The following is a 21,008-nucleotide window of genomic DNA, read 5'->3' on the forward strand; positions in this document are numbered from 1 at the left end:
TACTCCTCAGCGGTCGAGAATGGCGGCGACATTGACGAGGTGCACGGCGCCCGCGAGCTTCGCCAAGACTTGGTAGGGGACGGACTTTCGCGCCGCTCGATCGGCATCGGACTGCGTCGCCACCGGCGGGTAGTAGACGTAGTAACCCTTGGGCAGATTGTCCCCGGTGTTGATCGGACCGATCGGCGGCCCGAGCCAGATGCCCTCGGAAATCGACTGATTGGTCACACCGATCTCGCACGACGATTTGATGCGGTTGCCGATCTGGGTCATCCCGGCATCGTTCTGTGGCACTTTCGTCTGGGTGCCGTACATTAGGTTGTAGACGTCGACCTGGATGCGGTTCTGGAACCAGTCGGCGATGACCCGCTCGTCGATGAAGTCGCCATCGGTCATGACGCCCGCCCAGACGATAGACGTGCCGTTGTTGACCTTGATGTAGACGTTGCAGTTCTTCGCCTTCAGGGCCGCGAACTGACTTTCGGCGATGTTCTCGGACGCGATACCGGGCTGCTGCTTGTAGGCCAGGGTGATGGCCGTGTTGCTGCCCTCCCAGTCGACGGTTGCAATACGACCGAACAGGGATGCAGCCGCGTAGGCGTTGTTCGACGAGAACTGGATGAAGGTCCGTGCGAGGTTGAGGGACTGCAGCTGGCTCGCGAGATCGGCCGACTGCGTGCCGTCGAGGACGTTCGCATTCTGCGTCGTGACGCCGAAGATTCGGCTCTGGCTGGTGGCGATGCCCTCAATGAATGAGGCGACCGCGATGACGTCGGAGTCGAGCGGCGCACTGGCGGGCGCCAGGAGCAGCGCGTACCAAGCCGTCGACATGTTCGCGAGCGTCGCCGCGGCCGAGACGAGCGTCTCGGGGGCGATACCGGGAACAGGGGCGGACGCATCCACGCTCGTGAGGTGCATCAGCGGACCGAGGTCGGTGCCGCTGCCGGACGCGGTTGCGTAGCTCACGGAGGACGCGGTTCCGGTGGTCGGCGAGACGATGTCGAATCGGTTGTAGACGGCGTCCCACTTGACCGTGACGCCGGGCACCACCGCGGCGATGGCCGTCTGGATCGCCGAGGCCACGCCGTTGAGGTTCAGCGCGCTCGACAGGTTGATTCCGGTGATGTTGCGGGCCGTCCCGTCGATGCTGAGCGACAGCGAGCCGTTGCTGACGGCCGTGAAGACCGAGAGCAGCCGCTGCATCGGCGACAGGGTCGCGCCGCGGATGTGTCCGTGGGTGGCAGCCTGAGCCCACCGGCCGATGAAGAGCGCGCCCGGCTGCGGGCTCTGGCTGAAATAGGCCAGCGCCGCGAGGTATTCGGGCGCCGAGGTGCCGAAGTCCTGCGCGACGCCCGTGATGCCCGTGTAGAAGCGAAGGCGCTCGCTGGTATCGATCACCCCGGGGGTCGATCCCAGGATCAGCCCGATGCCGAAATTCCGATAGAGCGCGGCCGTCCGCGAGATCGTGACGGAGACGCTGACAAAGTCGCTGATGTCGACGCCGGGGGCGAGGCCTGCAGCCATGGCAAAAGCGCCGTCGCCGGCGTCCCTGTGGGTGTTGCGGAGGTGAAGCAGTGCGCCGGAAGGGCGCGTCAGGCGCCGGCGGGCGGCGTCGTGCTGAGCGGGCTCGTCAGAAGCTTCGGGCCGGCGGATGACCCGCCCTGCGCCTTGATCGTTCCGTCAAGGGACTGGACGTTCCGGATCTCGTACCGGCGCTCAATGACCTGGGTCAGCTGAAACGCGAGATCCGAGCGCCGCCGGGTCTGAGTGGCGACGATGTCCGGCAGGCGCCGGATGGGATCGAAGCCCACGAGGTTCAGACCATAGACGCGCATCGCCTCGCGGTTCTGGGCGACATAGAGCGCGTCCCGGGTCAGCTTGGCGTAGAGGTCACCCTTGGGGCCGTAGAAGCTGGCCAGGACGTCCAGGCGGTAGAACGAGCGCAGGATGCTGTAGCCGTCACCGTCCGGGTGGTGAATCTGCGCGGGGGTGTCGTCCGGCGTCGAGGTCATCACGCCGACCGAGACCCACGTGACCCCGATGTCGGGGATGTGGGGCTGGTTCGGCTGATCGCGCGGCAGGACGCGGATCGGATCCAGTCCCGTCACTCCGGCGATGAGGCCCGCGATGACGACATCGAGGGTGAGATCCTCGAGCGGCGCCGGCGTGGTCGGGCCGAGGTAGCCGCCGGTCGAACTATCATTGGTCGCCATGGAGACGGGCTCTTCTGGCTGCCTTACCAGCCGCCTGAGCGGCCAGAACCTTTGCGCGCCATACCGGATCAGCCCACATGGCTTTCCGGTTTGCGCTGTTCGCCGCCCTACCTTCCGGCGTCGAGTTATAGGATCGCGAGATCCGAGAAAGGTGCTCCCGAGCGCCGGGCTGCGCCGCCTGAGCGACGCCACGGGCTCTATTGGCAGCGATGCGATCCGGGCAGTTTTGAATTGCCTTTAGCAGAGTCGACATCTTCGCTCGGAACTTCGGATCTGCCTGCTGAGCCTTGCCGTACCGCCTAAGCTTCTCACGCGCCTCGACGGTCATGCTCTCGCGAGCCTTGAGGCTCAGAAGGGCTCTGAGCTCTTCGGAATGACCTGAGACCCCGTCTCCACCCTCAGTGTGGTTCGCCAGTATCCCGGTGCCCTGATCGAGCCGGCCATATTCTGCGATGAGGGCTCGCTCCAGGGCGAAGGCCTCAGCTGCATCTTCGCATTCCCGCAAAACGATGTAGCCGACTTCATCGCCCGCAGCGATCATCCTGCGGATCATTTTACACTTTAGGCTTCCACCGCCGCTCTTCGCCTCACGAAGATGATCTGCGAACCGTGCTCGGGAGCCCTTACCTATGTAGAAGGGCCGGCCATCGGGCCTGAGCAATGCGTAGACCCTGAACTCTCGCCGATATCTGCCCATACAGACATCTTAGCTGGCCGTCCTATTCTTACAAGTACTAGCCATAGAACCCGCCCCCGGGTGCGGGCGCCGGAACGCCGGGCGTGTCCAGCGGGTCGGCGGGCTCGATGGTGGCCAGCTTGCAGATCGCCTGCGTGTAGCCATCGCCGAACAGCCAGGGCTTGGCCTGGATGATCCGGTAGCTGTCCCCGTTCCAGAACACGACGTCCGGCTCGCGGGTGCGGCTGCCGGTCGTGAGCGGGTATCGGGTGTAGACCGTGATGTCGCCCTGGATCATGTCGCCGGCGCTGGACTGGATCAGGTCGCGGCCGCCGTCGGGGATTACGACCGCCATGACCACGACACCGCCGGGCACGATCTCGATCGCCACCGCGAGGCCGTCGGACCCGACCTGCTCGACCGACGACAGGACCGTGATCGGCGTGTTGAAGTCGGGGTCGTCGAGGACGTCGCTGACGTCGAGGTCGGCCATGAGAGGCGGAGCCTCAGGCGTCCTCGGGCAGCTTCACGCGGCTGGGCTGGAACACCGCCCGGTTCAGCCACATGAAGCCCTGCTGGATGTTGGTGATCGCCAGCGCGGCCATGCGCCCGTCCATGCCCTCGGCATCACGGATCGCTTCGGCGGCGCGGATGCACCGCTCCTCCAGGAGCTTGTTCTCGTTGACGATGGCGACCTTGTCGGCGCCCTGCGGCAGGTAGCCCGAAACGGGCAAGCCCTGATGCTGTTCGTCGGCCATGTCAGGCACCCTTCTTCGGCTTGACCATGTACTGGATGGACCGGCGCATCTCGCCCGTGTCCACCAGGGGCTTCTCTCTCGTAACGCCACGGGCTTTGCGTGCCGCGAGAGTTCGCTCGGAGAGCGGCGCGAACGTGCCGTCGTCGATCTGCCGGCGCACGGCATCCGTGGCGATGAGGCCGACCTTCTGGTGCGCGGCCTCGATCGCCTGGAAGTCGCCCGTCAACACCGCTTTTCCGGCGCTCCGGTAGATGCTGACGATACGCTCCTGCGCCGACTGCACGCCGGGGACGAGAAATGGCCGAGCGGGAATGTGCTGGTCCGGCGCACCGAACTCCTGGATGTACCCGATCGTGGCGTTGGAGGGCGGCGCGGGCTCGCCCTTCACAGGTGTCCGCGCATCGCCGCCGGGGATGCCGACGTAGACGCCGTTTTTCGTCAGGGCGAGGACAGCTTTATCGAGAAGGCCGAACCGGTCCGCGACCTTGATGACGGGCATGGCGTCAGACCCGGGTCATGCCACCGAGCGGCGTCCGGCCGGGCACGGTGTAGCGGGGACCACCCGCGAACCCGCGGATGATCTGGTAGTAGCGCTGCCCGTAGGACGTCGCGTTCCACTCGCCCGCGCCCGCGATGCTGGTGAGCCCGGCATCGACGCCCTTGGAAACCGGGCCGACGGACTTCGACGTTGCGACGGTGATCGGAGCACCGATGTTCGCACCACCGCCGATCAGTGCCGCACGGGCGGACTGCGCCGCCAGCACGAGATAGTGGGCGGCAAAGAGAAGCTGCGCCAGCGTGCCCTGCGCGCCGTATCGCGTCGCGTCCACCACCGTGCCGGCTTGGCCAAGCCAGAAGGCTACCGTGGCATCCGGGAACGCCACGACGCTCCCGAACTCCGGAAACGCTGCGACGAGATCGGCGCGCGCGAGGGTCACGCGTGCCGCTTCTTGCCTGCGGACGCATCCTTCACGGCATTCGCGGACGGGCCGCCGTCCAGCAGAGTCTGCGAGCGCGGCGAGTTGTCGACCGGCGCGTCGCTGGTCGCGGCCATGTCGGTGGCGGACACTGGTGCATCGCCGCCGACCGTGCTGCCCTTGCTCGCCAGATTCTTCTCGTCCTTGTCGCCGGTGATGGCGTCGAGGCCGGGCTGGAAGCCGTAGGACGGCTCGGAAGGCTCCTCATCACCCATCTCACGCAGAAGCTCACCCTGCACGGCCGGGTGAAGCGGGTTGGCCTTCAGCCACGCGCGATACAGATCAGCGGGTACACCCTCGGTGACGGCTTCGCCGCCGTCGTGCGGGGCGCCAGCGATGACATGCGAGCGCAGCGGCCCGGCCTCGCCCGGCTTCTCGATGTTCTCCATCGGCTCGGTGATGCGGATGGCGGTGTGCAGGCGCGAGCCCACGCGGATGATGTCGGACATGGCTGTCTCCGAGCGATGCGAGGGCCGTGCGTCAGGCCGCGGCCGGCTGAATGGTGCGCTTGAACTCGTTGGGCAGGTTCTTGGGATCGACGGGTTCGAACCCGCTGCGCTCGCCGACGTGGTCGCGAGCCTGACCGGTGGTGTCGCCGCCCTCATGGGCGAAGACGATGCCCTTCGTGAGCACGTCAGAGTCGGCGTTCTGCGCCTTCCACTTGGCCCAGAAGTCGGAGGGGATACCCGGCGTCAGCGCGAAGCCGGCCGCCATGCGGGTGCCGTCGCCGGCCTCGATGCGCGCGTGGACGGGTGCAACCCCCTTCAGCACGTACTGCGGCCCGACATGCTTGTGGATCACCATGTCCCGCTGCACGGGCTTGCCGGCGGCGTCGATGTCGGTGCGCTGACCGACCTTGAAGAGCTCCTGGAGCTGCAGCACAAGGCCGTGCGGCAGCTTGGAGGCGACGGTGACAGTGGTTGCTGAGCTGCCGGCCATGATCAGATCCCCAGCATCTGCGCGCAGGCGAGCGGGTACTTGATGATCGCGCCCCAGGTGGTGCCGGCCTTCTTCTGCTTGGCGGCCGACAGCTCGCGGACGAGCGGGAAGTCGCGCATCTTCTCGCCGAAGGCGCAGTAGCCAACGTCATTGCCGTCGAAGCGCTTGGCCCAGAGCTGGGCGACGTTGCCCGAAGCCGTGGCGTAGCGGGCGTCGGTGACGACCGTCAGCCGCGGGAAAGTCTTCTTCAGGAGGTCGTTGGCCGAGACGCCGAAGTTGTTCACGGCGGTCAGCGCGAGGTTGGAACCCGGCGAGACGACCAGCACGAGCTCGTCGTCGACCGACACGCGGTCACCGGTCTGCGCGATCAGCGTGGACATCAGCGACTGCAGATCGAGGTTCACCTCGTTCGGGGTCGCGACCACGACACCGTTATTGACCCACTTGTTGCCGCCCGCGGCCTTCGCGGACGGCGTGATTGCGGCCGAGAGCGCCGGGTCGTTGAGCGTCCCGTAGTTCTGAAGGTTCGCGATGCCGAAGTGGTAGGAATAGTCCCGGAATTTCTCCAGGGTCATAGCCCCGGACTGCTGCTGCTCGCCGACCCAGTTGAGCTTGGCGAGTCCGGCCACCTCAGCGGCCAAGTCCCCGTACTCGATGATGGTCTGGAACTTGTAGGACTGCCGCTGCGGGAACATGAAGTTCGCGTCGGACTTGCCGTTCTCGTTGAAGTCGCCGTAGCTCGACACCTCGCCGGTGTTCTCGATCACCGGGAACATCGCGGTCTGGGTCGTCCAATCGCCGACCTTCTTCTCGCCCAGCAACTCCGCGCCCTTGTTCGGGGTCTGGAGGATCCGGACGACTTCCGGGTCGGTGTAGGTCGTGAGGTAGGCGGGGATGCCGGCACTCGGCGTGGTGACCAGCACGGGCTGGGCGTCCATCGCGAGGTGGAAATCCCGGCGGAACTCCTCGGGCATCCAGTCCTGGCCGAGCGGGATAATGCCCCACTCGCGCTCCAGGCGTGCGAAATCGGTGCGCGCGTTCATGGTGCGTGTTCCTTCAGTGCGACGGGGCTCAGCCGGGGATGGTGTTGGACATCTTGATCAGCTCGCCCGCCGCGCCGATCGAATGGGCGTACCACTTGGTCTCGACGGAGCCGCTCACGGTCGCGCCGGTGGCGGCGAACGAAACGGTCCCGTTGCTGGTGTTGGCGAAGGCCTTCATGCCCTTCGTGACCGCGCCAGCGCCGGCGTTCTTCACGAAGAAGTCGCCCTCGTCGAAGAGGTCGCCGACCGGCTGACCCTGCTGGATCGTCATGCCGAACTCGGCGAGGTAGGTGACGATCAGCGCGTTTAGGTTGCGGTGCACAAAGCCGGTCGGGAGACCGGTTCCGCTGTTCTGCAGCACTGTGCCGGTGGCCGTGTCCGCCCAGGCGAAGAGGCCGACGGTCAGACCGCTCGGGCCGGCGACGTAGCCGCCCGGCACCGAGAGCGCCGAATGGCGCGGGTTCGTCGAGCAGAAGTCGCCGGCGACGCCGGGAGCCTGCGTGACGTTGATGGACTGCTGGAAGGGCATGGGTCGCTCCCTCTCACTTCAGGCGGTTGGCGTGGGGGAAGCGATCCGCGAAGTCCTTGGTCGCGGCGGCATCCATGGCGAGGCGGGCCGGGCGGGGCGTGACCTCGCTCGGCTTCGAGGTGGCCTTCAGGATGGCCGGGTAGGCGGAGGGGTGTACGCCCGCGACATCGACCTTCAGGGCGCCGAGCGCGGTCCGGTAGACGTCCTCAGCCGAATCGTGGGCCATAGCGAGATCGCCGACCCACGGGTGAACAGCGCGCTCGGCCTCACGGATCGCGCGCTGCTCGGCCGCCGCCTCGGTGCGGGCCCGGGTGACAGCGGCGTCGATGGCCGCGTCCATGGCAGGCTTGGAGACCATGCCCTTGGTGGCGGTCTGCACCGCAGTGGCGACGGCCTTGCGATCCATCGCGGGCGCGCCGCCAAGCATGCCGAGCACGCGCTCGATCTCCTCGTCGGTGAGGCCCTTCTCCTTGAGGAAGGCCTTGGCGCCCTCGGCGTCGTCCTGCGCCTCGCCGCCGTTGCCTTCGCCGCCGGCGCCGGCCATGTCGTCGATCTTCCCCTCGACGGTCTCGGCGACCTCGGGCGGGGTCAGGTCGACGAGCGCCTCGACCACCTCGGGGAGGTCGTCGAGGTCGGCGTCCTGAGCGAGCTTGCCGCGGGCAGCCTTCTGCACGCCGAGCACGATCGCGGGCACGCTGGTCTTCATCGTCTTAGCCGTCAGGCCGGCGACGATCGGGCCCAGGTCGATCGCCTTGTCCTGGGCGAGCTTGGGTCGGAGGTAGGCGAACAGCGCGCCCTGCGTGTGCGCAGCAGCCCGCGACAGGGCGGTGGATGCCATGATGAGGGTTCCTCGGGATGGTGCGGAATCGCCGACAACGACATCGGGCCCGGCGCGGCCCTTCTTCACGAGAGCGACATGGTTCGCGACGATGTCGCGCATGACGCCATCGTAGGCGTGGCCATCCTCCGTGCGCCCGGCCGTCATGTCGGCGCGGTAGCGGTAGGCGGAGGACAGTTCCTTCTGTGACCCGTCCTGGATCAGGCGAATGGCCGGCCCGGACCAGCAGGACAGATCGGCACGCAGGTACGGCGGATCCCAGGCCGCATTGGACAGGGCGCCGACGGTGCGGGTGTGATCGTGGTCGTCCGCGTTGACCGGGTTGTGGTCGAGCAGCAGCGGCTTCCCGTTGAAGCTGTCGACGGCCTTGGCCAGTTCCTCGGGGTCGCGGAGCAGCTTGTAGCGGCGGTCCGCGTCCAACCCGAGGTCACGCCAGTTCGGGATCTCGCGGCCCAGGTACTCGCAGACGTTGGCCTTGCTGATGGCGGTTCGCGCCACGTGCAGGTGACCGTCGCCGTCGAGGCGCCGCGCCGTCGGCGCGAGATCGAAGGCCAGGGTGTCCTGGCGCTTGTCATGTAGGAGCATGGCGCCTCGCGAGCGCCATACGGCGCTGTTCTAGGTGCGCTTTGGCCCGGTGTTGGCGAGCGGCGCCGTCAGCGCTCTCGTCAGGTCCCAGCCCTTCAGGATGCGAAAACGCAGGGTGTTAATCGGGAGGCCGGCTTCTTTCGCGAGAGTGGCCAGCGGGACTTGTTTGCCGTCCACCTCAACGAACCGCGTGTTCCGGCGGTTGACCATTTGCTCTGCGGGCGTCGCCCAGCGGCAGTTGCCGGGCTCGTAGCCCTTGTCGTTGTCCTTGCGGTCCAATTGGTGAGCGGGCGTCGGCCTCGACCCCATGTCCGCGAAGAAGGCTGCGAAATCGCGCCAGCGCTCGCAGACTTGGATGCCGCGACCGCCATAGCTGGCATACCGCGGGTTTTTGGGATTCTCGCACCGCTGTCGAGCCTTTCGCCAAGCCTCGTACTCGGCGGTTGTCGCCCCAAAGGATGCGTGTCCGTGCGTTTGGTTTATAACCTTCTGAGCCACTGAGCGCTCCTACGCTTGGCTGGTTAGAGCCGTCGCAGGTGTTGCAAGCGCCCGCGGCGGCTCGCTTATCTTAGCACATCAGTTTTAGTCAGGCACGATTACTTCGCACCAGCATCTACAATTCCAGATCCCGCCCGGCAGTGCACGGTGGCCGGGGTCGCACTCGGGCGGATCGTCCCAACGGAAGGTCTGCCCGTTGAGCTTGCGGTGGCTGGCCCGGACGTCCGAGTCGCCCGCGGTGCGCCAGACGAAGTGTGTCGAGCCGACGTGCTGCGCCCGGGCCTTCGTCAGCTCGGTCGCGGTGCGCGAGACCTCGGTGCGGGCAATCAGGGTCGCCCGGCTCTTCGTGACCTCGCCCGTGGCCGCGATCTCGGCCGCGATGTCCTCGGCGCGGCGACCCTGCGAAATGCCTTCCAGCGTGAGCCGGTGGACGCGCTCGGCGGCCTCCAGCGGTAGCGACTTGATCAGCCCTACCTGCCGGTCCAGCGCCTCGCGCGTCGCTTGGCCGGTCGGAGCGTCGTCGATCTCGCGTCGCAGACCGCGGCCGATGCTGGCTGACAGCTTGCGCCAAGCCGACCGGTCCGCCGCTGCCACCTCGGCAACCATCCTCTCACCGACGGCACGAGCCCAGGGGTCGAGCGTGTCGGCGTAGCGCCGGAGAGCGCCGGCCATGGCGTCGGCTGCGGCCTGGGTACCGGCCTCGAAACCCGAGACGATGTCCCCGACGTGACGCGCGATCCGGCGCAGCCGCTGCCCGTACTGCTTCTCCAGTCGCTTCGCCCGTTTGAACAGCGAGGCCGCCGAGAGCGGTCCGCGGTCCATTGCCAGGATCGGCTCTGAGATCCGAGGACGAGACGATGCCGCGGCCGCCTGCCGAGATCGGATCGACAGGCGCGAGTATGGCGATTCAGGCCGCGGCGCGGCGGTCTGTGTCGTCAGCATCGTCGCGCTCGTCGGAAGGACCGGACACCCCGGGCAGGTCGCCTTCGCCACCCACGTCGTCGACATCCAGCGTCAGGTCGAGGCCCGGGTAGGCGGTCCCCTCCTGACGCGCGATCCGCTGACGCTCCTCACTCGGGAGGATCACGTTGCTGTCGATCATGGCCTGAGCCGTGCGGGCCTCGACCTCGCGAACCTCGGCGCGCTCCTTCTCGTCCATCGTCCAGAGCGGCTCGAACGTGAAGGTGATGTCGGGATCGACGTCGCCGAAGCGCGAGAGCTGGATCAGGTCGATGACCGTCGTCAGCGGCGCGCGGTAGTCGTCCTCCTGCTTGGCGTGGATCCAGTCGTACCAAGCCCGGATCTCGCCGTCGGAGGAGGCGTTCAGGCCCGACGGCTGCAAGCCGGTGAACTTGATCAGCGGGATGCCGGCGATGCTGGCGATGTGCTCCTGGCTTTGGGCCAGCAGGACGTCGAGCGTGCCGAGCGGGGTCGAGACGTTGAAGAACTCCTCGGCCGGGCTGGTGCCGCCGTTGCCCTTGTCGAGCACCATGGTGCCCTGGTTGTCTCGCATGAGCGTGAACAGCTCGATGCGGCGCTGGAGATTGTCGGCACCGCCGGAGGCCAGGGCGCTGACCAGATCCAGCTTGACGCCCGAAACCGAGAACGACCTGATCAGCGCCGCGACGCTGCTCTGGTTCTTCAGCCAGATGTCCACGTAGGGGCGGACCATCTGGGACAGCGAGACGCCGCCGAACGAGTAGGCGGGCTTCAGGAGGTCCGGCACCTCGCGCCCGACCAGCGTCAGCAGGCGCGTGGCGTGCACCGCCTTGCCCTGCACGTACCAGAGCGTCGGGTGATACCAGTCCGGCCCGAGCGGGTCGGTGGTGTTGTAGCCGCCGGGGTAGCACCAGACCGGCTCGACGACGCGGAAGCCGCGCAGCGAGCCCTTGCGCACCTTCGCGATGCTGGCGGCGTCCCGACCGTTGCCGATCGGCGTCAGGCGCTCGGTCGGCGCGTCACCGCCGGCGAGGTCGACGTAGATGTGGGCCCGGCCGAAGAACCCGTCGTGCTCGGAGGCGCGGCGGAAATGGTCTCGCACACCGAGCCGCTCGAGGTCCGAGACGATCGCCTCGACGCGGTTGGACTTGTCCTTGTCGCCCTTGGCCGTGACGCGGATCCAGCGCCGGGTCATCTCCGTCGCGACGGTCTCGCTCACCCGGCGATATTCGGGCCGCTGCGCGAGTTCGGAGAGCACGGGGTAGCCGAGGAAGGCTGCCGGATCCGCGATGCCGTATGCCGCCAGCCCGGACTGCGCCCAGCCGGCGGTGTCGGTGAAAGCATCGTCCATCGCCAGCTTCGCGTCGGGTGCGACGCCGGGCGGGTGGAGAGCGGGCTTGAACGGATCGACCACCTTCTCGGTCTCGCCGCGGAGCTTCGCGAGCGCTGTGGCCTCGTGCGGGACGATGATGGTGCGGGGCGGCGCGGGCACAGCGGCGGGGGCCGCTACCTGCGCCCTCCGGCGGCGGGCGGCGCGCTTCGTCAACGGCGGCCTCGAGCCGCCCAGGCGAGCATGTCGTTGCCGACGACGATCGGGGCGCGGTACTCGCCGAGCATAAGGTCGGTCATGGCCCACACCATCGCGTCGAGGCGGTCGGGCGAGCCCTCACCGAGGTAGCCGTCACCCGCCATCTGGCACATCTGATCTTCGAGCTCGGACAGGCCCGCCACGTGGCTGACGCGTCCCTGCTCGTAGAGGGCCGCCACCGGCTCGGCCCGAACCGCCTTGCCGCGCGATGCGGTGACCTCGCCATAGGCCACGTTCGGATCGGCGGCTCTGATGACCGCCTCGACCATGGCGCCCCCGAAGTTGCGCTCGGCCACGATCCTGTCAGCCTTGAACTCGTGGTACGCCGCGACAGCGATGCGGCCCCAGCCGGCTGGTGACAGCTTGCAGGTCCGGTCCGCCAGCACGTAGCCGCGACCGTCCACACCCTTGCCTCCGACCACGATGCCGACGCTGTCGCCGTCATCGTCCGCTCCACGCGTCCCGGAGGGATCAATCGAGACCACCACGCGCTGCATCTGTGGCAGGCCGACCGGGCGCACGGCCTGGTCAATCATCGCCCGGGTCCAGAGGGCGCCGGGCACGTCGTCGAGGATCTCGGCCTCAAGCTCCTGCCGCCCGAGCCGGGTGCCGGCGTAGCGGGCCTGAAGCTGGGCCAGCGCGCTCGGCGCAAGGTTGGCCGCGTTGTCCATAGTGCGGCCGCGGGTGATCTTGGTTCGAGGGTCGGCAAGGATGCGTCGGACGAGTGGCACTGGCTTCGGTGTCGTCGTGACGACCACCTGAGGATCCTCGCCGAGCCGCAGCCCGAACAGCATCTGGTCCCAGGTGTCCGGCTTGTCCCAGGCTGCGAGCTCGTCGCACCACGCGTCGTGATGCTGAGGCCCGCGGAGGCGGTCCGGCTCGTCGGCCGAGAACAGCTTGTACCGCGTGTCGTTGACGAGGATCAGCTCGCCGAGGGAGCGATTCCAGGTCGCCACCATCTCAGGCGGCAGCACGCCCAGAAGCCCGCTCTCGCCCTCAACGCAGGTGTCTCGCGCATCCGCGTAGGTCGGCGCCAGAACAGCAATGCGGCGCCCGGGCTTGCTCGCCCCGCGCCAAGCGACATGCTCGGCACCGGTGCGCGTCTTACCCCATCCGCGGCCGGCGAGGATCAGCCACGTCGACCAGGATGTCCCCGGCGGCGTGAGCTGCTCAGGCCTCGCTCTCTCGATCCACTCCGCTCGCCGCAAGGCCGCCGCTCGACTTGAGGGCGGCAGCAGCGTCGAGTCTTCCGAAGATTCGGGCAAGCGCGTCGTCTGCGCCATGCTTCACCTCGCCGCCGAGGTTCACGTCGACCTTGTCGCCGTACTTCTTCGGGGCCGCCTTACCCATCAGCCACTTCCGGGCCTCGACCCGAAGCTTCGATCGGCTGATGTGCTCGTGATCAGCAACGGGATCCAACGCCTCCCCGTCCTTGCCTCGACGCTCCATCCAATCATTGGTGCCGTCGTCAGCAATTTCGACGATCTCATCTGCCCAGGTGTCGGCCTGCGCCTCGCGCGCCTGCGCGTACTGTGAACGAAACTCGTCGTGCTCCCGCATCCACCGGTAGATAGTGGTGTGCTTCGGCATCATCTCGTCGCGGCAGATCTCACGAAGGGTCTGACCCGAGGCGAGGCGGTCGCAGATCTCCCCGGCAATCTCAGGCCCGTAATCCGACGGGCGTCCCATTCATAACCTCTCCGTCTGCGGGTAACAGGTCCACTCGGAAGAACCGCAGGAGCGGCCAGACGATTGCCTCTGGAAGAGCGAACCACTCACGATGTACACGGTAGGCATCCAGAAGGCGGTGCAGCCTGCGCTCGCCTGCCGAGTTCCAATGCCGCTCGCCTAGGATCCTGATCGGATAGGGGCAGCCTGTCTCCAGCTGAGACGCGCGGGCATCAACGCTGCCGCCAGTGTACCCGACCTTGAAACGATCGGTGCCTTCAGCCCACAGCAAGTAGACGGTGCTCATGCATCAGCATAGCACGTCACGCCCCCGTCTTGACCACGCTCTTGCCGGCACCGCTCGCATCCTTCGCATCGGCCGGCGCCTGGTCATCCAGACCCTGGGCGAGCTCACCCATGGCGGCGTTGCTCTCGGACACCCGGGCCAGGGCGCCTTCCAGGGTGCCGAGGGCGACCATGGCGGTGGCCGACACACCCGCGGCGCGCACGTTGTGCAGCTGGGCGTAGGCCTCCCCGACGGCGCGGGCCATGGCGGTACTGTGCTCGACGAGCTTGGCGTGGGGCATGACGGGATCCTGGAACCGAGGGACGCGGGGGAGCGGCGAACCGCCGGTGTCTGTCAGGCCGGACATCGGCGACCGCACATCAGCGCCTCACCCACCAGATCGAGCCACAGCACGAGGCCCGCGGTGAGGACGGCGTGGCAGAGGTTGGCGTAGGCGATGAGGCGGGGATCGGGCATCGCGGCCTCGGGACGCTTCGCGCGGGGGCAAGAAACGGTCTTGGGCCTCCGGCCTCATCCGCTCTCGTCGCGAGCCCGCGCATATTCTTCGTCGGCAAGCGATGAGCGGATGATAGGTTTCGTCTATCGCCTGTCAAGCGCGCTATTGATGTCAGGCGGCTCGTTCCACATCCTCAATGGGCAGCCGGATGTCGCAGACCGAGCCCATCATGCTCAGCGAGATGACACCGACGGTGCCGCCCTGCGCCGCGGACACGAACGTCCCGAGGAAGCCGGCGAAGGGCCCAGACATGGCGCGAACCGGCTCACCCGAGGCGATGGCCCCGATAGGTGTCCGGTTGGTCGCGCCGGCGAGCTCCTCGGCGCCTCGATCCCGTAGCCAGCGCATGCCGACCGGTCCGATCTGAAGCGGCCCCAGCGTGGGTGAGCCGAGGATGCCGACCAGCCCGTGCACGTTGCGGCCGTCGATGTCGCGATCGCGGAGCACAGCCAGGGTCTCGTCGCACAGGCCATCGATCACGCCCAGGAACAGGTAGTGGCGCAGGATCGGGAACTGCTGCTCCCGGCGCGGCACGCGGAGGTTCGAGCGCACCGAGCGGCGCCAGAAGAACTCGCACGGCACGTAGGCGAGGAACGGCGTCTCGCCGGCGCGGCGGCCGGTCATGACGATGCTGCGGATGCTGGCGGCAGCGGACAGCTCGCGGCTCGGCGCCGTGGTGGCGATGTACCAGCGGACAGGCGAGCGACGGCCGCCGAAGTTCGGCACCACGTTGCGCCGCCCCTCCTCGATCGGCACGTCCTGCGCGATCGTCGAGTTGTGCTGCGGCGTCGCCTGGGCTGTGTTGTATCCCTTGCCGTGCTGTCCTCTGGGCATGTGCTGGCGGCCTCTGTGGGGTTACGCGACTGGGGGTCAGGCGGTGCGCTCGACGCCAGTGAACGGCTCGCCGCCGGACTGAAGCACGGCATCGATCTCGGCCTGGAGGCGGCGCTTGGCGCGCTCTTCGCGGTCTCGGATCAGAGCGTTGGCGCGCTGCTGCTCCGACCGCTCGCGGGCGATCTCATCCTCGGTGCGGCCGGGCATGGCGCTGCTGCGGCCGAGCGCAGCCTTCTGTCGCTCCCAGCGCGCCAGGGCATCGGCCCGCTGTTCCGGTGTCGTGTGATTCTCGACGATCTCCGCGTCGAGAATCTGCCCGATGCGGTAGAGCTCGGCCTCGATCGGCTGGACGATCGCCCGACACTCGGCAACCACATCCGCGCTGGACGGGATGCCGCGTCCATTCCACGGCGCCTTCCAACCTGGGCGACTGAAGGCGATGCGGGCGCGCTCCACTGCCCAGGTCGGCATGTCGCGGAGCGCCTCGGCGTACAGCTTCACCTTCACGTCGGTCTCTTCGCCCGAGGCGCCGAAGGTCTCGCCGGTCGCCATGATGGCGGCCAGCACGTCCTCCAGATCCTCGCCCGGGGTCGCGCGCAGGGACGCCAGAAGTTCGCGGCGGCGGCTTTCCAGCGCGTCCCGCTCTGCGCCCTGCGGGGCCTGCGAGGCCGAGATGATCTTGCGCCCGAACTGCGATGGGTGATCGTCCGCCCGGTTAGTGAAGCGCCCCAGCAGGTCGCCCATCGCCCTCGTGCTCAATGAGGGGGCCCGAACCTCGGGAGCCGGCTGCGTCTTCCTGGTCTCGATTTGCCTGCCGGGCATGGCGGGCCTCCATGCGTTCAATGAGACGGGTGGTTGCCGAGGATCGCTGGCGGGGCGAGGCGCGCGGCCGCGTCTGCGGAGCGTCCAGCACGGCGAGCACGTAGGGGATCGGGCTCTGCGTCCTGGCGGACTTGGCGGCCGCGATGGCGCCGTGGATCCGCTCGGGATCGTGGAAGCGGCGCAGCCACTGGCCGATCACGTCGCCGGCCAGCTTCGGGGTGCAGCCGCACTCCATCAGCCAGACCTTGCCGTCGAGCCAGAGGCGATCGGTCCAGGAAGCGTCAGCAGGCAGGGCGGCGCCAGCCGGCCGGCCCGAGGCGGTAGCCTCGGAACCGTTCTGCTTGTGGGGGATCCCTAGTGGTGGTTCCCCTAGTGAGGGTTCTTGCCCGGAACGTGCTTCCGGTGGCTCGGTCGTCAATTTCCGGTGGTTTTGGAAGGAATTTCCGGTGGTTCGGGCGTCATTTTCCGGTGGTTTGACCACCGGAAGCTTTTTCCGCTGGATGCGTTCAACGGCCTGAGCGTGCAGCTCGGGCGTCATCACCAGCTGGATCCGATCCACCCCACGGGTGCCGTCCGGGTTCCGCTTTGAGAACCGCATGACGAGCAGCGCATCCTCCAGCCCAGCCAGCGCCGTGCGGATGGTGCGATCGGTCAGCATCATCTCGTCGGCGAGCGTCTTCTGAGACGGCCACGCCTTTCCATGCTCGTTCGCGTAGTCGGCGATCGCCATGAGCACGGCCCGCTGGGTCGCACTCTTCGGCTTCTGTGTCTTCGCCCAACGGAGTGCTTCGACGCTCATGCTCGCCAAGCCTCCAGCGGTGTATTCTTCTTGCTGCGATTGCAGACAGCGCAGGCAGCGACGAGATTGCTATCGTCGTTGGTTCCACCGCGGGTGAAGGCCACGACGTGGTCGCACTGCATCAGCTGCTGAGTGCTGCCGCAGTACCGGCACACGCCCTTGTCGCGAGCGATGATGTGACGGCTGATGCGGCGCCACTCAGACTGCTTCAAGCCGTAGCGCAGGGCGGGCTTCCGACCTTCCGGGATCGGACATGTGCAGACGATGCGGGATCGACCATCACGGCCGATCCGCTCCTCCGTGCATTCGCAGGCAGGGCCGTCGCTCATGGGCTACTCCGCAGCTGCGAGGTCGAAGAGGGGCGCGTCGGCGACGACGGCGAATCGAGCACGGTCCGCCGGCTTGGTCAGGCGCTGCCGGCAGCCCGGCGGGATCCAGAACGGAGCCCGCGGGGCACGCCCGCGCACCCAGACGAACCAGGCGTAGGACGTGGCTGTGCCAGCGTCCGGATCCCACCTTCCCTTCGTCATGGGCACGCGCTCGACGAACGGCGCGAGCAGAGTCGGCGGCTGATCCCGGAACAGGGTCTCGTAGCGCTCGACGCCCTCAACCCAGACGGTGCGCAGCAGCATTGCGACCACGGGGGCCAGCGTCAGCGCGCGCAGCGTGAAGGCCGTGGCCGGGCGGAACGGCGGGTTGGTGATGATGAACTCGGGCGCCATCCCGTCTTCGGGCGACCCGATCACCGTGCCCTCGTCAAGGAAGTCCTCGAGGCGGTAGCCGCGGCCATAATCGAATATGTCTGAGCCCCAGCCGCCCCCGCCGAAATACTCGAGCAGGACCTCGAACATGTGGCCCTCGCCGCAGGCGGGATCCCAGCACGCGTCGAACCGCATGACCTGCTGCAAGCCGAGATGCGGTAGGACGTGCTCGCATAAGGCGCGCGTCGCCCAGGGCGGCGTCGGGAAGAAGTCGAGGCTGTCCGGCGGCTCGCGCCTGGACGCCATGACAGCGGTGTGGCCAGCCGGAATCACTGCACGGCCCTCGGCGCCTCGTGAGCGCTCGCCGCCGTCAGACCGAGCACAGCATGCTGCCGCTCGGTGGTCGCGTTGACGATCGACCAGGCCAGCCGGCGGAAGGCGTCGTTCTGCTTCGGCGTGCGGAAGCCGAGCGCCGCGTTGACGGCCTCGTTCACGCGGATCCAGTCGCCGTGATGCACGTGGTCACCGCCGGCGATGATGAGGGCGTAGAGCACCGCGAGAGAGCGGGCGGTGGCCCGTCCACTCTCGGCCTCGGCCAGGAACAGGGAGAGGATCGGGTGCTCAGCCATGGCGCTCAGACCATGCCGAGAGCTTGCATGTAGAGCTCAAGGATTGCGTCGAGCTCCTGCCGCTCGGCATGATCCTGCTTCCGGATCTTCAAGATCTCGCGGACCGCCTTCGCGTCGAAACCCCGGCCCTTCAGCTCGGCGAACACCTCCTTGATGTCGCCCATGATGCCGGCCTTCTCCTCCTCGAGGCGCTCCAGGCGCTCGATGAACTGCTTCAGCTCGTCGGCGGCGACGCCTTCGGCTGACGTGACTTCGGAATCGGCCATGGCGGCCCTCGTGCGGCTGGAGAAAGGATCAGGGGCGAGGTCTCAGGATCAGGCCACGGCCTGGAGCGGCTGACGCGGCGCTCCGAGGCCGGCCGCCTTCGCGAGCGCGGAGCGCTTGACCGCGTAGTCGGCGGCGACCAGCGGGTAGCTGTCCGGCAGGCCGAAGCGTTCGCGGTAGCCGCGGGCATCGAGGCCGTGCTTGGTCAGGTGGCGCTTGAGGGTCTTGTAGGGCTTGCCGTCAATGAAACTGATGATCGCGTCGCGGCGGACCGAGGCGTCGATCTGCTTCTTCGTGGGCTTGTCGGCCTGAGCCGGCGCATCCTCGGCGGGCTGGCCGAGGCCAGCGACGGCGCGGTGCACCGACGCGATCAGCCCAGGCAGGTCGGCTGCCGGCACATGGTGCTGGCCGACATAGGCCGTGACGATGCCGACGGCGTGGGAGACGTGCTCCGCGTGATCCATGTCCATGGCGATGCCTCGTGGTGCCGATGGCGGGAGCCGCCCGCCGCGGTGAAGATCAGGAGGCGGAGCGGCTCGCCGCGCGCTCGGCGTGGCGGATGTCCTGGTCCAGCGCGATCATCGCGGAGACCTTGGCCTCGGGGATGCGAGTCGAGAGGGCGATCGTCGCGGTGTCAGGGCCGTGCCCAGCATCCCAGCGCGACAGGACGTCCGCGATCTCGACGAGGCTGTAGACGTGTCCGACCGGAAGGCGCCGAGCCACAATGGCTGCACGATGGACGAGGCGCGTCGTCATCATCGCTCAGAGTCCTCGCTGTCCTGCTGCAGCAAGGTCGCGAAGCGCGCGCGCCGTTCGCTTCGCCTGCCGAGCCGTGCTGACGATCTCATCAAGTGCAGCAAGATCCGTCGACGGAATGGCCTGAGCGGCCAGGCGCTCAAGACGGTCCGCCAGCGCCGCAGCGTCGCGAAGCTCCTGACGAAGCGCGCGGTTGCGGCGCTCATGGGCCGCGCGGATGGCGTCCATCTCTGCGGCGTCGATCCGACGAGCTTCGCGCCGCCAGATATCTTCGGCACGACCATAGCGCATCGGCTCCTTTGAAACGGCGGACACGGCGCGAGCCGCACGGGTGATCGCAGCCTTGATGGTGTCGCCGACCGGTCGGGGTTCGGCGATTTCCTGGAGAAGGCGCGAGGCGGTTTCGATCGTCGTCATGCGACTGCCCTCGGAAGGTTTTTCCGAACGCTCGGGAGGGTATTCCGACATCTCGGGAGGGCTCCGGTGCACTGTGAATGCACCGGAGTGGCAGCGGAGAGACGAGGGAGGTGAACGGTACGCAGGACAAAGTCAGCGCCCAGGCCGAGTGCTTGGCGGCTTCGCGGCAGGGGCGAGAGGAAAAAGGCAATGCACAGCTCAATCAGAGCCGTTGACGACGACATGGCGAGACGCGCTGTACCTTCTCCGGTGGCACGGAGACTGGTCGGCGCGGCCATGGCGACGGATGAGATCATTTCAGGCGCCCCCGCGCAGGCGGCGGCGAAGGCCCGCGGCAACGCGATGGCGAAGCGGCGAGCGGTTGGCGGCTTTGTCCTGGCCCACAACGACAACCGACCGGACGGAGGTGGCCGAGGTCGGAACGAACGTAATCCCGGCTTCCATGGCCGAGATCAGGGCCGGCAGCTCGGGGACGGTCGAGCAGCGCTCCAGGAACACCGCACCGCGATCCAGATCCTCCGCATGGGCGCGGATCGCGTCGGCCATGCCGCGCTGGCAGTCGCCGGCGCTCTCGCCGCACAGGTGCGTCAGGTGATCCGTGCGCGCCGCAAGGGCGAGCGCGTCATCGGCGGCGACCCGGGCCGCGGCGGCCAGGGCGGATAGGTCGGGTGCATCTTGCGTCACGCGGCGCATGCTCCGGTGAGAGAGCGCCGACTGGGCGCGGGTACGCGGTGAAGAGGCGCGGGCTCTCGGCTGAACACGAGCGACCGAAGGACGGCCGAGAGCCCTCCGCGATGTGCCGGCAGGCAGGCCGACACCGCGGATCTGCGGATGAGAAAGGCTCGGCCCGGTGGGCGTTGTGGGCCGAGCGAGTTGCCGCGACAGGTCGGAAGGCGTGGTGGGCCCCTGTCGCGGGGTCTGGAAGAGGATCGAGGCGCGCATCAGCGACGACCTCCGGCAGCGACCCGCGCGGGCGCGGGCGACCAGAACAGCAGGCTGATCTGCGGAAGGAGCGCGATGCCGAGGCAGACGAGATCGGCGAGCATGTCAGCCCTCCCGCTGCTTGGCGGCGCGGGCCGCGCGCTCGACGCTGTTCATGAGGGCCCAACGGCCGGCCAGGATCTCGGCACTCTCGAGATCAACGGGGGCCGAGCACCAGCACCGCGCGCCCTTCGGCTTGATCCGGAGGTACGTGCGGCCGTGGGCGTGGGTGATCTCGACCTGCGCGCCGTCGCTGAGTTCGCGTGCGATGCGCTCAGGCGTGTTCGCCAGCGTCCTCATGCCAGCACCAGCACGCAGGCACCGACGGCTAGCGTCGTGGCGATGATCGGGAGGAGTCCGCGACACCACAGCAGGGCAGCGGCACCGGTGGAGACCGAGCAGGCGATCGGGAGCGCGATCAGCGTGCTCATGACGCGAGCGCCTCGGGCTGGGCGCTCGCCATGACGAGCGCCTCAGAGACCGGAGGGCGCGGCACGTCCGCGGGCCACTCACCGCCGGCGGGCCAATGATCCGACAGCCACTGGAAGGAAGCGGCCAACGGCCGGGATCCGACGTCGCCGCCGCAGCGCAGGAGGCGCACTCGCTTGCCGTCGTTGAAGAGGAGCGCCGAGACGCGCGCGTCCGAGACCTCACGGGCTTCCCGAAAGGCGTCGATAACCCGCAGGAGATGATCGGTCGTGAGCATGGGTCCATAAGTGAGGGCAATGTCCCCCATCGGTCAAGGGCTACA

The 21,008-nt window shown here is 67.9% G+C and carries 34 protein-coding genes; all 34 read right to left on the bottom strand.

What is annotated here, in order from left to right:
• Positions 1-6: 6 nt before the first annotated feature.
• The gene (locus tag LOK46_RS10570) at positions 7-1,524 is read right to left on the bottom strand and encodes a DUF3383 domain-containing protein (protein ID WP_273563726.1); all 1,518 of its coding nucleotides are present in this window, start codon (positions 1,522-1,524) and stop codon (positions 7-9) included.
• A 68-nt stretch (positions 1,525-1,592) separates the two neighbouring features.
• Positions 1,593-2,213, bottom strand: a complete 621-nt coding sequence (locus tag LOK46_RS10575; protein ID WP_273563727.1) for a phage neck terminator protein — start codon at positions 2,211-2,213, stop codon at positions 1,593-1,595.
• The gene (locus LOK46_RS10580) at positions 2,200-2,910 is read right to left on the bottom strand and encodes a GIY-YIG nuclease family protein (RefSeq protein WP_443192883.1); all 711 of its coding nucleotides are present in this window, start codon (positions 2,908-2,910) and stop codon (positions 2,200-2,202) included. The genes LOK46_RS10575 and LOK46_RS10580 overlap by 14 nt, the downstream gene beginning before the upstream one ends.
• Before the next feature lie 37 nt (positions 2,911-2,947).
• The gene (locus LOK46_RS10585) at positions 2,948-3,382 is read right to left on the bottom strand and encodes a hypothetical protein (RefSeq protein WP_273563729.1); all 435 of its coding nucleotides are present in this window, start codon (positions 3,380-3,382) and stop codon (positions 2,948-2,950) included.
• 13 nt (positions 3,383-3,395) lie between these two features.
• On the bottom strand, positions 3,396-3,647 hold the full coding sequence (locus tag LOK46_RS10590; RefSeq protein WP_273563730.1) for an Acb2/Tad1 domain-containing protein: 252 nt from the start codon (positions 3,645-3,647) through the stop codon (positions 3,396-3,398).
• A 1-nt stretch (position 3,648) separates the two neighbouring features.
• Positions 3,649-4,146: a hypothetical protein gene (locus tag LOK46_RS10595; protein ID WP_273563731.1), complete on the bottom strand. Its 498-nt coding sequence runs from the start codon at positions 4,144-4,146 to the stop codon at positions 3,649-3,651.
• A 4-nt stretch (positions 4,147-4,150) separates the two neighbouring features.
• Positions 4,151-4,585, bottom strand: a complete 435-nt coding sequence (locus tag LOK46_RS10600; RefSeq protein ID WP_273563732.1) for a DUF4054 domain-containing protein — start codon at positions 4,583-4,585, stop codon at positions 4,151-4,153.
• Positions 4,582-5,073 (bottom strand): hypothetical protein, encoded by a 492-nt coding sequence (locus LOK46_RS10605; RefSeq protein WP_273563733.1) that lies wholly within the window; start codon positions 5,071-5,073, stop codon positions 4,582-4,584. Before LOK46_RS10605 ends, LOK46_RS10600 begins: the two co-directional genes overlap by 4 nt.
• A 31-nt stretch (positions 5,074-5,104) precedes the next feature.
• On the bottom strand, positions 5,105-5,563 hold the full coding sequence (locus LOK46_RS10610) for a hypothetical protein (RefSeq protein ID WP_273563734.1): 459 nt from the start codon (positions 5,561-5,563) through the stop codon (positions 5,105-5,107).
• 2 nt (positions 5,564-5,565) lie between these two features.
• Positions 5,566-6,606: a hypothetical protein gene (locus LOK46_RS10615; protein ID WP_273563735.1), complete on the bottom strand. Its 1,041-nt coding sequence runs from the start codon at positions 6,604-6,606 to the stop codon at positions 5,566-5,568.
• Positions 6,607-6,634: 28 nt separating this feature from the next.
• The gene (locus LOK46_RS10620) at positions 6,635-7,135 is read right to left on the bottom strand and encodes a structural cement protein Gp24 (RefSeq protein ID WP_273563736.1); all 501 of its coding nucleotides are present in this window, start codon (positions 7,133-7,135) and stop codon (positions 6,635-6,637) included.
• A 13-nt stretch (positions 7,136-7,148) separates the two neighbouring features.
• Positions 7,149-8,558: a DUF2213 domain-containing protein gene (locus LOK46_RS10625; protein ID WP_273563737.1), complete on the bottom strand. Its 1,410-nt coding sequence runs from the start codon at positions 8,556-8,558 to the stop codon at positions 7,149-7,151.
• A 30-nt stretch (positions 8,559-8,588) separates the two neighbouring features.
• Positions 8,589-9,056: a hypothetical protein gene (locus LOK46_RS10630; RefSeq protein ID WP_273563738.1), complete on the bottom strand. Its 468-nt coding sequence runs from the start codon at positions 9,054-9,056 to the stop codon at positions 8,589-8,591.
• An 84-nt stretch (positions 9,057-9,140) separates the two neighbouring features.
• Positions 9,141-9,998 carry a phage head morphogenesis protein gene (locus tag LOK46_RS10635; protein WP_273563739.1) on the bottom strand — a complete coding sequence of 286 codons (858 nt, stop codon included), beginning with the start codon at positions 9,996-9,998 and terminating at the stop codon, positions 9,141-9,143.
• Positions 9,964-11,541 carry a DUF1073 domain-containing protein gene (locus LOK46_RS10640; protein ID WP_273563740.1) on the bottom strand — a complete coding sequence of 526 codons (1,578 nt, stop codon included), beginning with the start codon at positions 11,539-11,541 and terminating at the stop codon, positions 9,964-9,966. Before LOK46_RS10640 ends, LOK46_RS10635 begins: the two co-directional genes overlap by 35 nt.
• On the bottom strand, positions 11,538-12,866 hold the full coding sequence (locus tag LOK46_RS10645) for a DNA-packaging protein (RefSeq protein ID WP_273563741.1): 1,329 nt from the start codon (positions 12,864-12,866) through the stop codon (positions 11,538-11,540). Before LOK46_RS10645 ends, LOK46_RS10640 begins: the two co-directional genes overlap by 4 nt.
• The gene (locus LOK46_RS10650) at positions 12,754-13,272 is read right to left on the bottom strand and encodes a terminase small subunit protein (protein ID WP_273563742.1); all 519 of its coding nucleotides are present in this window, start codon (positions 13,270-13,272) and stop codon (positions 12,754-12,756) included. The genes LOK46_RS10645 and LOK46_RS10650 overlap by 113 nt, the downstream gene beginning before the upstream one ends.
• Positions 13,244-13,558 (bottom strand): GIY-YIG nuclease family protein, encoded by a 315-nt coding sequence (locus LOK46_RS32920; protein WP_443192884.1) that lies wholly within the window; start codon positions 13,556-13,558, stop codon positions 13,244-13,246. The genes LOK46_RS10650 and LOK46_RS32920 overlap by 29 nt, the downstream gene beginning before the upstream one ends.
• 16 nt (positions 13,559-13,574) lie before the next feature.
• Entirely contained in the window at positions 13,575-13,904 is a 330-nt protein-coding gene (locus tag LOK46_RS10655) for a hypothetical protein (RefSeq protein ID WP_273563743.1), read from the bottom strand.
• A complete protein-coding gene (locus LOK46_RS10660) occupies positions 13,892-14,014 on the bottom strand; it encodes a hypothetical protein (protein WP_273563744.1) in 123 nt (40 codons plus the stop codon). The genes LOK46_RS10655 and LOK46_RS10660 overlap by 13 nt, the downstream gene beginning before the upstream one ends.
• Before the next feature lie 151 nt (positions 14,015-14,165).
• A complete protein-coding gene (gene nusG / locus LOK46_RS10665; protein ID WP_273563745.1) occupies positions 14,166-14,888 on the bottom strand; it encodes a transcription termination/antitermination protein NusG in 723 nt (240 codons plus the stop codon).
• Positions 14,889-14,924: 36 nt separating this feature from the next.
• Positions 14,925-15,632, bottom strand: coding sequence for a hypothetical protein (locus tag LOK46_RS10670; RefSeq protein WP_273563746.1), 708 nt, complete (start codon positions 15,630-15,632; stop codon positions 14,925-14,927).
• Positions 15,604-16,509, bottom strand: coding sequence for a helix-turn-helix domain-containing protein (locus tag LOK46_RS10675; RefSeq protein ID WP_273563747.1), 906 nt, complete (start codon positions 16,507-16,509; stop codon positions 15,604-15,606). Before LOK46_RS10675 ends, LOK46_RS10670 begins: the two co-directional genes overlap by 29 nt.
• The gene (locus LOK46_RS10680) at positions 16,506-16,838 is read right to left on the bottom strand and encodes an HNH endonuclease (protein ID WP_273563748.1); all 333 of its coding nucleotides are present in this window, start codon (positions 16,836-16,838) and stop codon (positions 16,506-16,508) included. Before LOK46_RS10680 ends, LOK46_RS10675 begins: the two co-directional genes overlap by 4 nt.
• Before the next feature lie 3 nt (positions 16,839-16,841).
• Positions 16,842-17,516: a hypothetical protein gene (locus LOK46_RS10685; protein WP_273563749.1), complete on the bottom strand. Its 675-nt coding sequence runs from the start codon at positions 17,514-17,516 to the stop codon at positions 16,842-16,844.
• 23 nt (positions 17,517-17,539) lie between these two features.
• A complete protein-coding gene (locus tag LOK46_RS10690) occupies positions 17,540-17,839 on the bottom strand; it encodes a hypothetical protein (RefSeq protein ID WP_273563750.1) in 300 nt (99 codons plus the stop codon).
• Positions 17,840-17,844: 5 nt separating this feature from the next.
• Positions 17,845-18,105: a DUF2312 domain-containing protein gene (locus LOK46_RS10695; protein ID WP_273563751.1), complete on the bottom strand. Its 261-nt coding sequence runs from the start codon at positions 18,103-18,105 to the stop codon at positions 17,845-17,847.
• A 48-nt stretch (positions 18,106-18,153) separates the two neighbouring features.
• Entirely contained in the window at positions 18,154-18,573 is a 420-nt protein-coding gene (locus LOK46_RS10700) for a MucR family transcriptional regulator (RefSeq protein ID WP_273563752.1), read from the bottom strand.
• Between the two features lie 49 nt (positions 18,574-18,622).
• On the bottom strand, positions 18,623-18,862 hold the full coding sequence (locus LOK46_RS10705; RefSeq protein WP_273563753.1) for a hypothetical protein: 240 nt from the start codon (positions 18,860-18,862) through the stop codon (positions 18,623-18,625).
• A 3-nt stretch (positions 18,863-18,865) separates the two neighbouring features.
• Positions 18,866-19,276, bottom strand: coding sequence for a hypothetical protein (locus LOK46_RS10710; RefSeq protein WP_273563754.1), 411 nt, complete (start codon positions 19,274-19,276; stop codon positions 18,866-18,868).
• A 297-nt stretch (positions 19,277-19,573) separates the two neighbouring features.
• Positions 19,574-19,969: a hypothetical protein gene (locus LOK46_RS10715; RefSeq protein WP_273563755.1), complete on the bottom strand. Its 396-nt coding sequence runs from the start codon at positions 19,967-19,969 to the stop codon at positions 19,574-19,576.
• Positions 19,970-20,323: 354 nt separating this feature from the next.
• Complete coding sequence (locus LOK46_RS10720) at positions 20,324-20,557, bottom strand: hypothetical protein (protein ID WP_273563756.1); 234 nt, start codon at positions 20,555-20,557, stop codon at positions 20,324-20,326.
• A complete protein-coding gene (locus LOK46_RS10725) occupies positions 20,554-20,688 on the bottom strand; it encodes a hypothetical protein (RefSeq protein ID WP_273563757.1) in 135 nt (44 codons plus the stop codon). The genes LOK46_RS10720 and LOK46_RS10725 overlap by 4 nt, the downstream gene beginning before the upstream one ends.
• Entirely contained in the window at positions 20,685-20,963 is a 279-nt protein-coding gene (locus LOK46_RS10730; protein WP_273563758.1) for a hypothetical protein, read from the bottom strand. The genes LOK46_RS10725 and LOK46_RS10730 overlap by 4 nt, the downstream gene beginning before the upstream one ends.
• Positions 20,964-21,008 lie beyond the last annotated feature (45 nt).

This window comes from Methylobacterium sp. NMS14P (assembly GCF_028583545.1).
GTDB lineage: Bacteria > Pseudomonadota > Alphaproteobacteria > Rhizobiales > Beijerinckiaceae > Methylobacterium.

What these genes read in the sequence shown, in the direction of transcription:
- LOK46_RS10595 (WP_273563731.1), bottom strand. Translation starts at nt 4,146, where the DNA reads ATGCCCGTCATCAAGGTCGCGGACCGGTTCGGCCTTCTCGATAAAGCT.
- LOK46_RS10620 (WP_273563736.1), bottom strand. Translation starts at nt 7,135, where the DNA reads ATGCCCTTCCAGCAGTCCATCAACGTCACGCAGGCTCCCGGCGTCGCC.
- nusG (WP_273563745.1), bottom strand. Translation starts at nt 14,888, where the DNA reads ATGCCCAGAGGACAGCACGGCAAGGGATACAACACAGCCCAGGCGACG.
- LOK46_RS10700 (WP_273563752.1), bottom strand. Translation starts at nt 18,573, where the DNA reads ATGGACATGGATCACGCGGAGCACGTCTCCCACGCCGTCGGCATCGTC.
- LOK46_RS10610 (WP_273563734.1), bottom strand. Translation starts at nt 5,563, where the DNA reads ATGGCCGGCAGCTCAGCAACCACTGTCACCGTCGCCTCCAAGCTGCCG.
- LOK46_RS10720 (WP_273563756.1), bottom strand. Translation starts at nt 20,557, where the DNA reads ATGAGGACGCTGGCGAACACGCCTGAGCGCATCGCACGCGAACTCAGC.
- LOK46_RS10650 (WP_273563742.1), bottom strand. Translation starts at nt 13,272, where the DNA reads ATGGGACGCCCGTCGGATTACGGGCCTGAGATTGCCGGGGAGATCTGC.
- LOK46_RS10590 (WP_273563730.1), bottom strand. Translation starts at nt 3,647, where the DNA reads ATGGCCGACGAACAGCATCAGGGCTTGCCCGTTTCGGGCTACCTGCCG.
- LOK46_RS10730 (WP_273563758.1), bottom strand. Translation starts at nt 20,963, where the DNA reads ATGCTCACGACCGATCATCTCCTGCGGGTTATCGACGCCTTTCGGGAA.
- LOK46_RS10675 (WP_273563747.1), bottom strand. Translation starts at nt 16,509, where the DNA reads ATGAGCGTCGAAGCACTCCGTTGGGCGAAGACACAGAAGCCGAAGAGT.
- LOK46_RS10585 (WP_273563729.1), bottom strand. Translation starts at nt 3,382, where the DNA reads ATGGCCGACCTCGACGTCAGCGACGTCCTCGACGACCCCGACTTCAAC.
- LOK46_RS10670 (WP_273563746.1), bottom strand. Translation starts at nt 15,632, where the DNA reads ATGGGCGACCTGCTGGGGCGCTTCACTAACCGGGCGGACGATCACCCA.
- LOK46_RS10715 (WP_273563755.1), bottom strand. Translation starts at nt 19,969, where the DNA reads ATGCGCCGCGTGACGCAAGATGCACCCGACCTATCCGCCCTGGCCGCC.
- LOK46_RS10705 (WP_273563753.1), bottom strand. Translation starts at nt 18,862, where the DNA reads ATGATGACGACGCGCCTCGTCCATCGTGCAGCCATTGTGGCTCGGCGC.
- LOK46_RS10580 (WP_443192883.1), bottom strand. Translation starts at nt 2,910, where the DNA reads ATGGGCAGATATCGGCGAGAGTTCAGGGTCTACGCATTGCTCAGGCCC.
- LOK46_RS10695 (WP_273563751.1), bottom strand. Translation starts at nt 18,105, where the DNA reads ATGGCCGATTCCGAAGTCACGTCAGCCGAAGGCGTCGCCGCCGACGAG.
- LOK46_RS10605 (WP_273563733.1), bottom strand. Translation starts at nt 5,073, where the DNA reads ATGTCCGACATCATCCGCGTGGGCTCGCGCCTGCACACCGCCATCCGC.
- LOK46_RS10685 (WP_273563749.1), bottom strand. Translation starts at nt 17,516, where the DNA reads ATGGCGTCCAGGCGCGAGCCGCCGGACAGCCTCGACTTCTTCCCGACG.
- LOK46_RS10680 (WP_273563748.1), bottom strand. Translation starts at nt 16,838, where the DNA reads ATGAGCGACGGCCCTGCCTGCGAATGCACGGAGGAGCGGATCGGCCGT.
- LOK46_RS10615 (WP_273563735.1), bottom strand. Translation starts at nt 6,606, where the DNA reads ATGAACGCGCGCACCGATTTCGCACGCCTGGAGCGCGAGTGGGGCATT.
- LOK46_RS10655 (WP_273563743.1), bottom strand. Translation starts at nt 13,904, where the DNA reads ATGTCCGGCCTGACAGACACCGGCGGTTCGCCGCTCCCCCGCGTCCCT.
- LOK46_RS10725 (WP_273563757.1), bottom strand. Translation starts at nt 20,688, where the DNA reads ATGAGCACGCTGATCGCGCTCCCGATCGCCTGCTCGGTCTCCACCGGT.
- LOK46_RS10570 (WP_273563726.1), bottom strand. Translation starts at nt 1,524, where the DNA reads ATGGCTGCAGGCCTCGCCCCCGGCGTCGACATCAGCGACTTTGTCAGC.
- LOK46_RS10625 (WP_273563737.1), bottom strand. Translation starts at nt 8,558, where the DNA reads ATGCTCCTACATGACAAGCGCCAGGACACCCTGGCCTTCGATCTCGCG.
- LOK46_RS10710 (WP_273563754.1), bottom strand. Translation starts at nt 19,276, where the DNA reads ATGACGACGATCGAAACCGCCTCGCGCCTTCTCCAGGAAATCGCCGAA.
- LOK46_RS10635 (WP_273563739.1), bottom strand. Translation starts at nt 9,998, where the DNA reads ATGCTGACGACACAGACCGCCGCGCCGCGGCCTGAATCGCCATACTCG.
- LOK46_RS10645 (WP_273563741.1), bottom strand. Translation starts at nt 12,866, where the DNA reads ATGGCGCAGACGACGCGCTTGCCCGAATCTTCGGAAGACTCGACGCTG.
- LOK46_RS10690 (WP_273563750.1), bottom strand. Translation starts at nt 17,839, where the DNA reads ATGGCTGAGCACCCGATCCTCTCCCTGTTCCTGGCCGAGGCCGAGAGT.
- LOK46_RS10660 (WP_273563744.1), bottom strand. Translation starts at nt 14,014, where the DNA reads ATGCCCGATCCCCGCCTCATCGCCTACGCCAACCTCTGCCACGCCGTC.
- LOK46_RS10575 (WP_273563727.1), bottom strand. Translation starts at nt 2,213, where the DNA reads ATGGCGACCAATGATAGTTCGACCGGCGGCTACCTCGGCCCGACCACG.
- LOK46_RS32920 (WP_443192884.1), bottom strand. Translation starts at nt 13,558, where the DNA reads ATGAGCACCGTCTACTTGCTGTGGGCTGAAGGCACCGATCGTTTCAAG.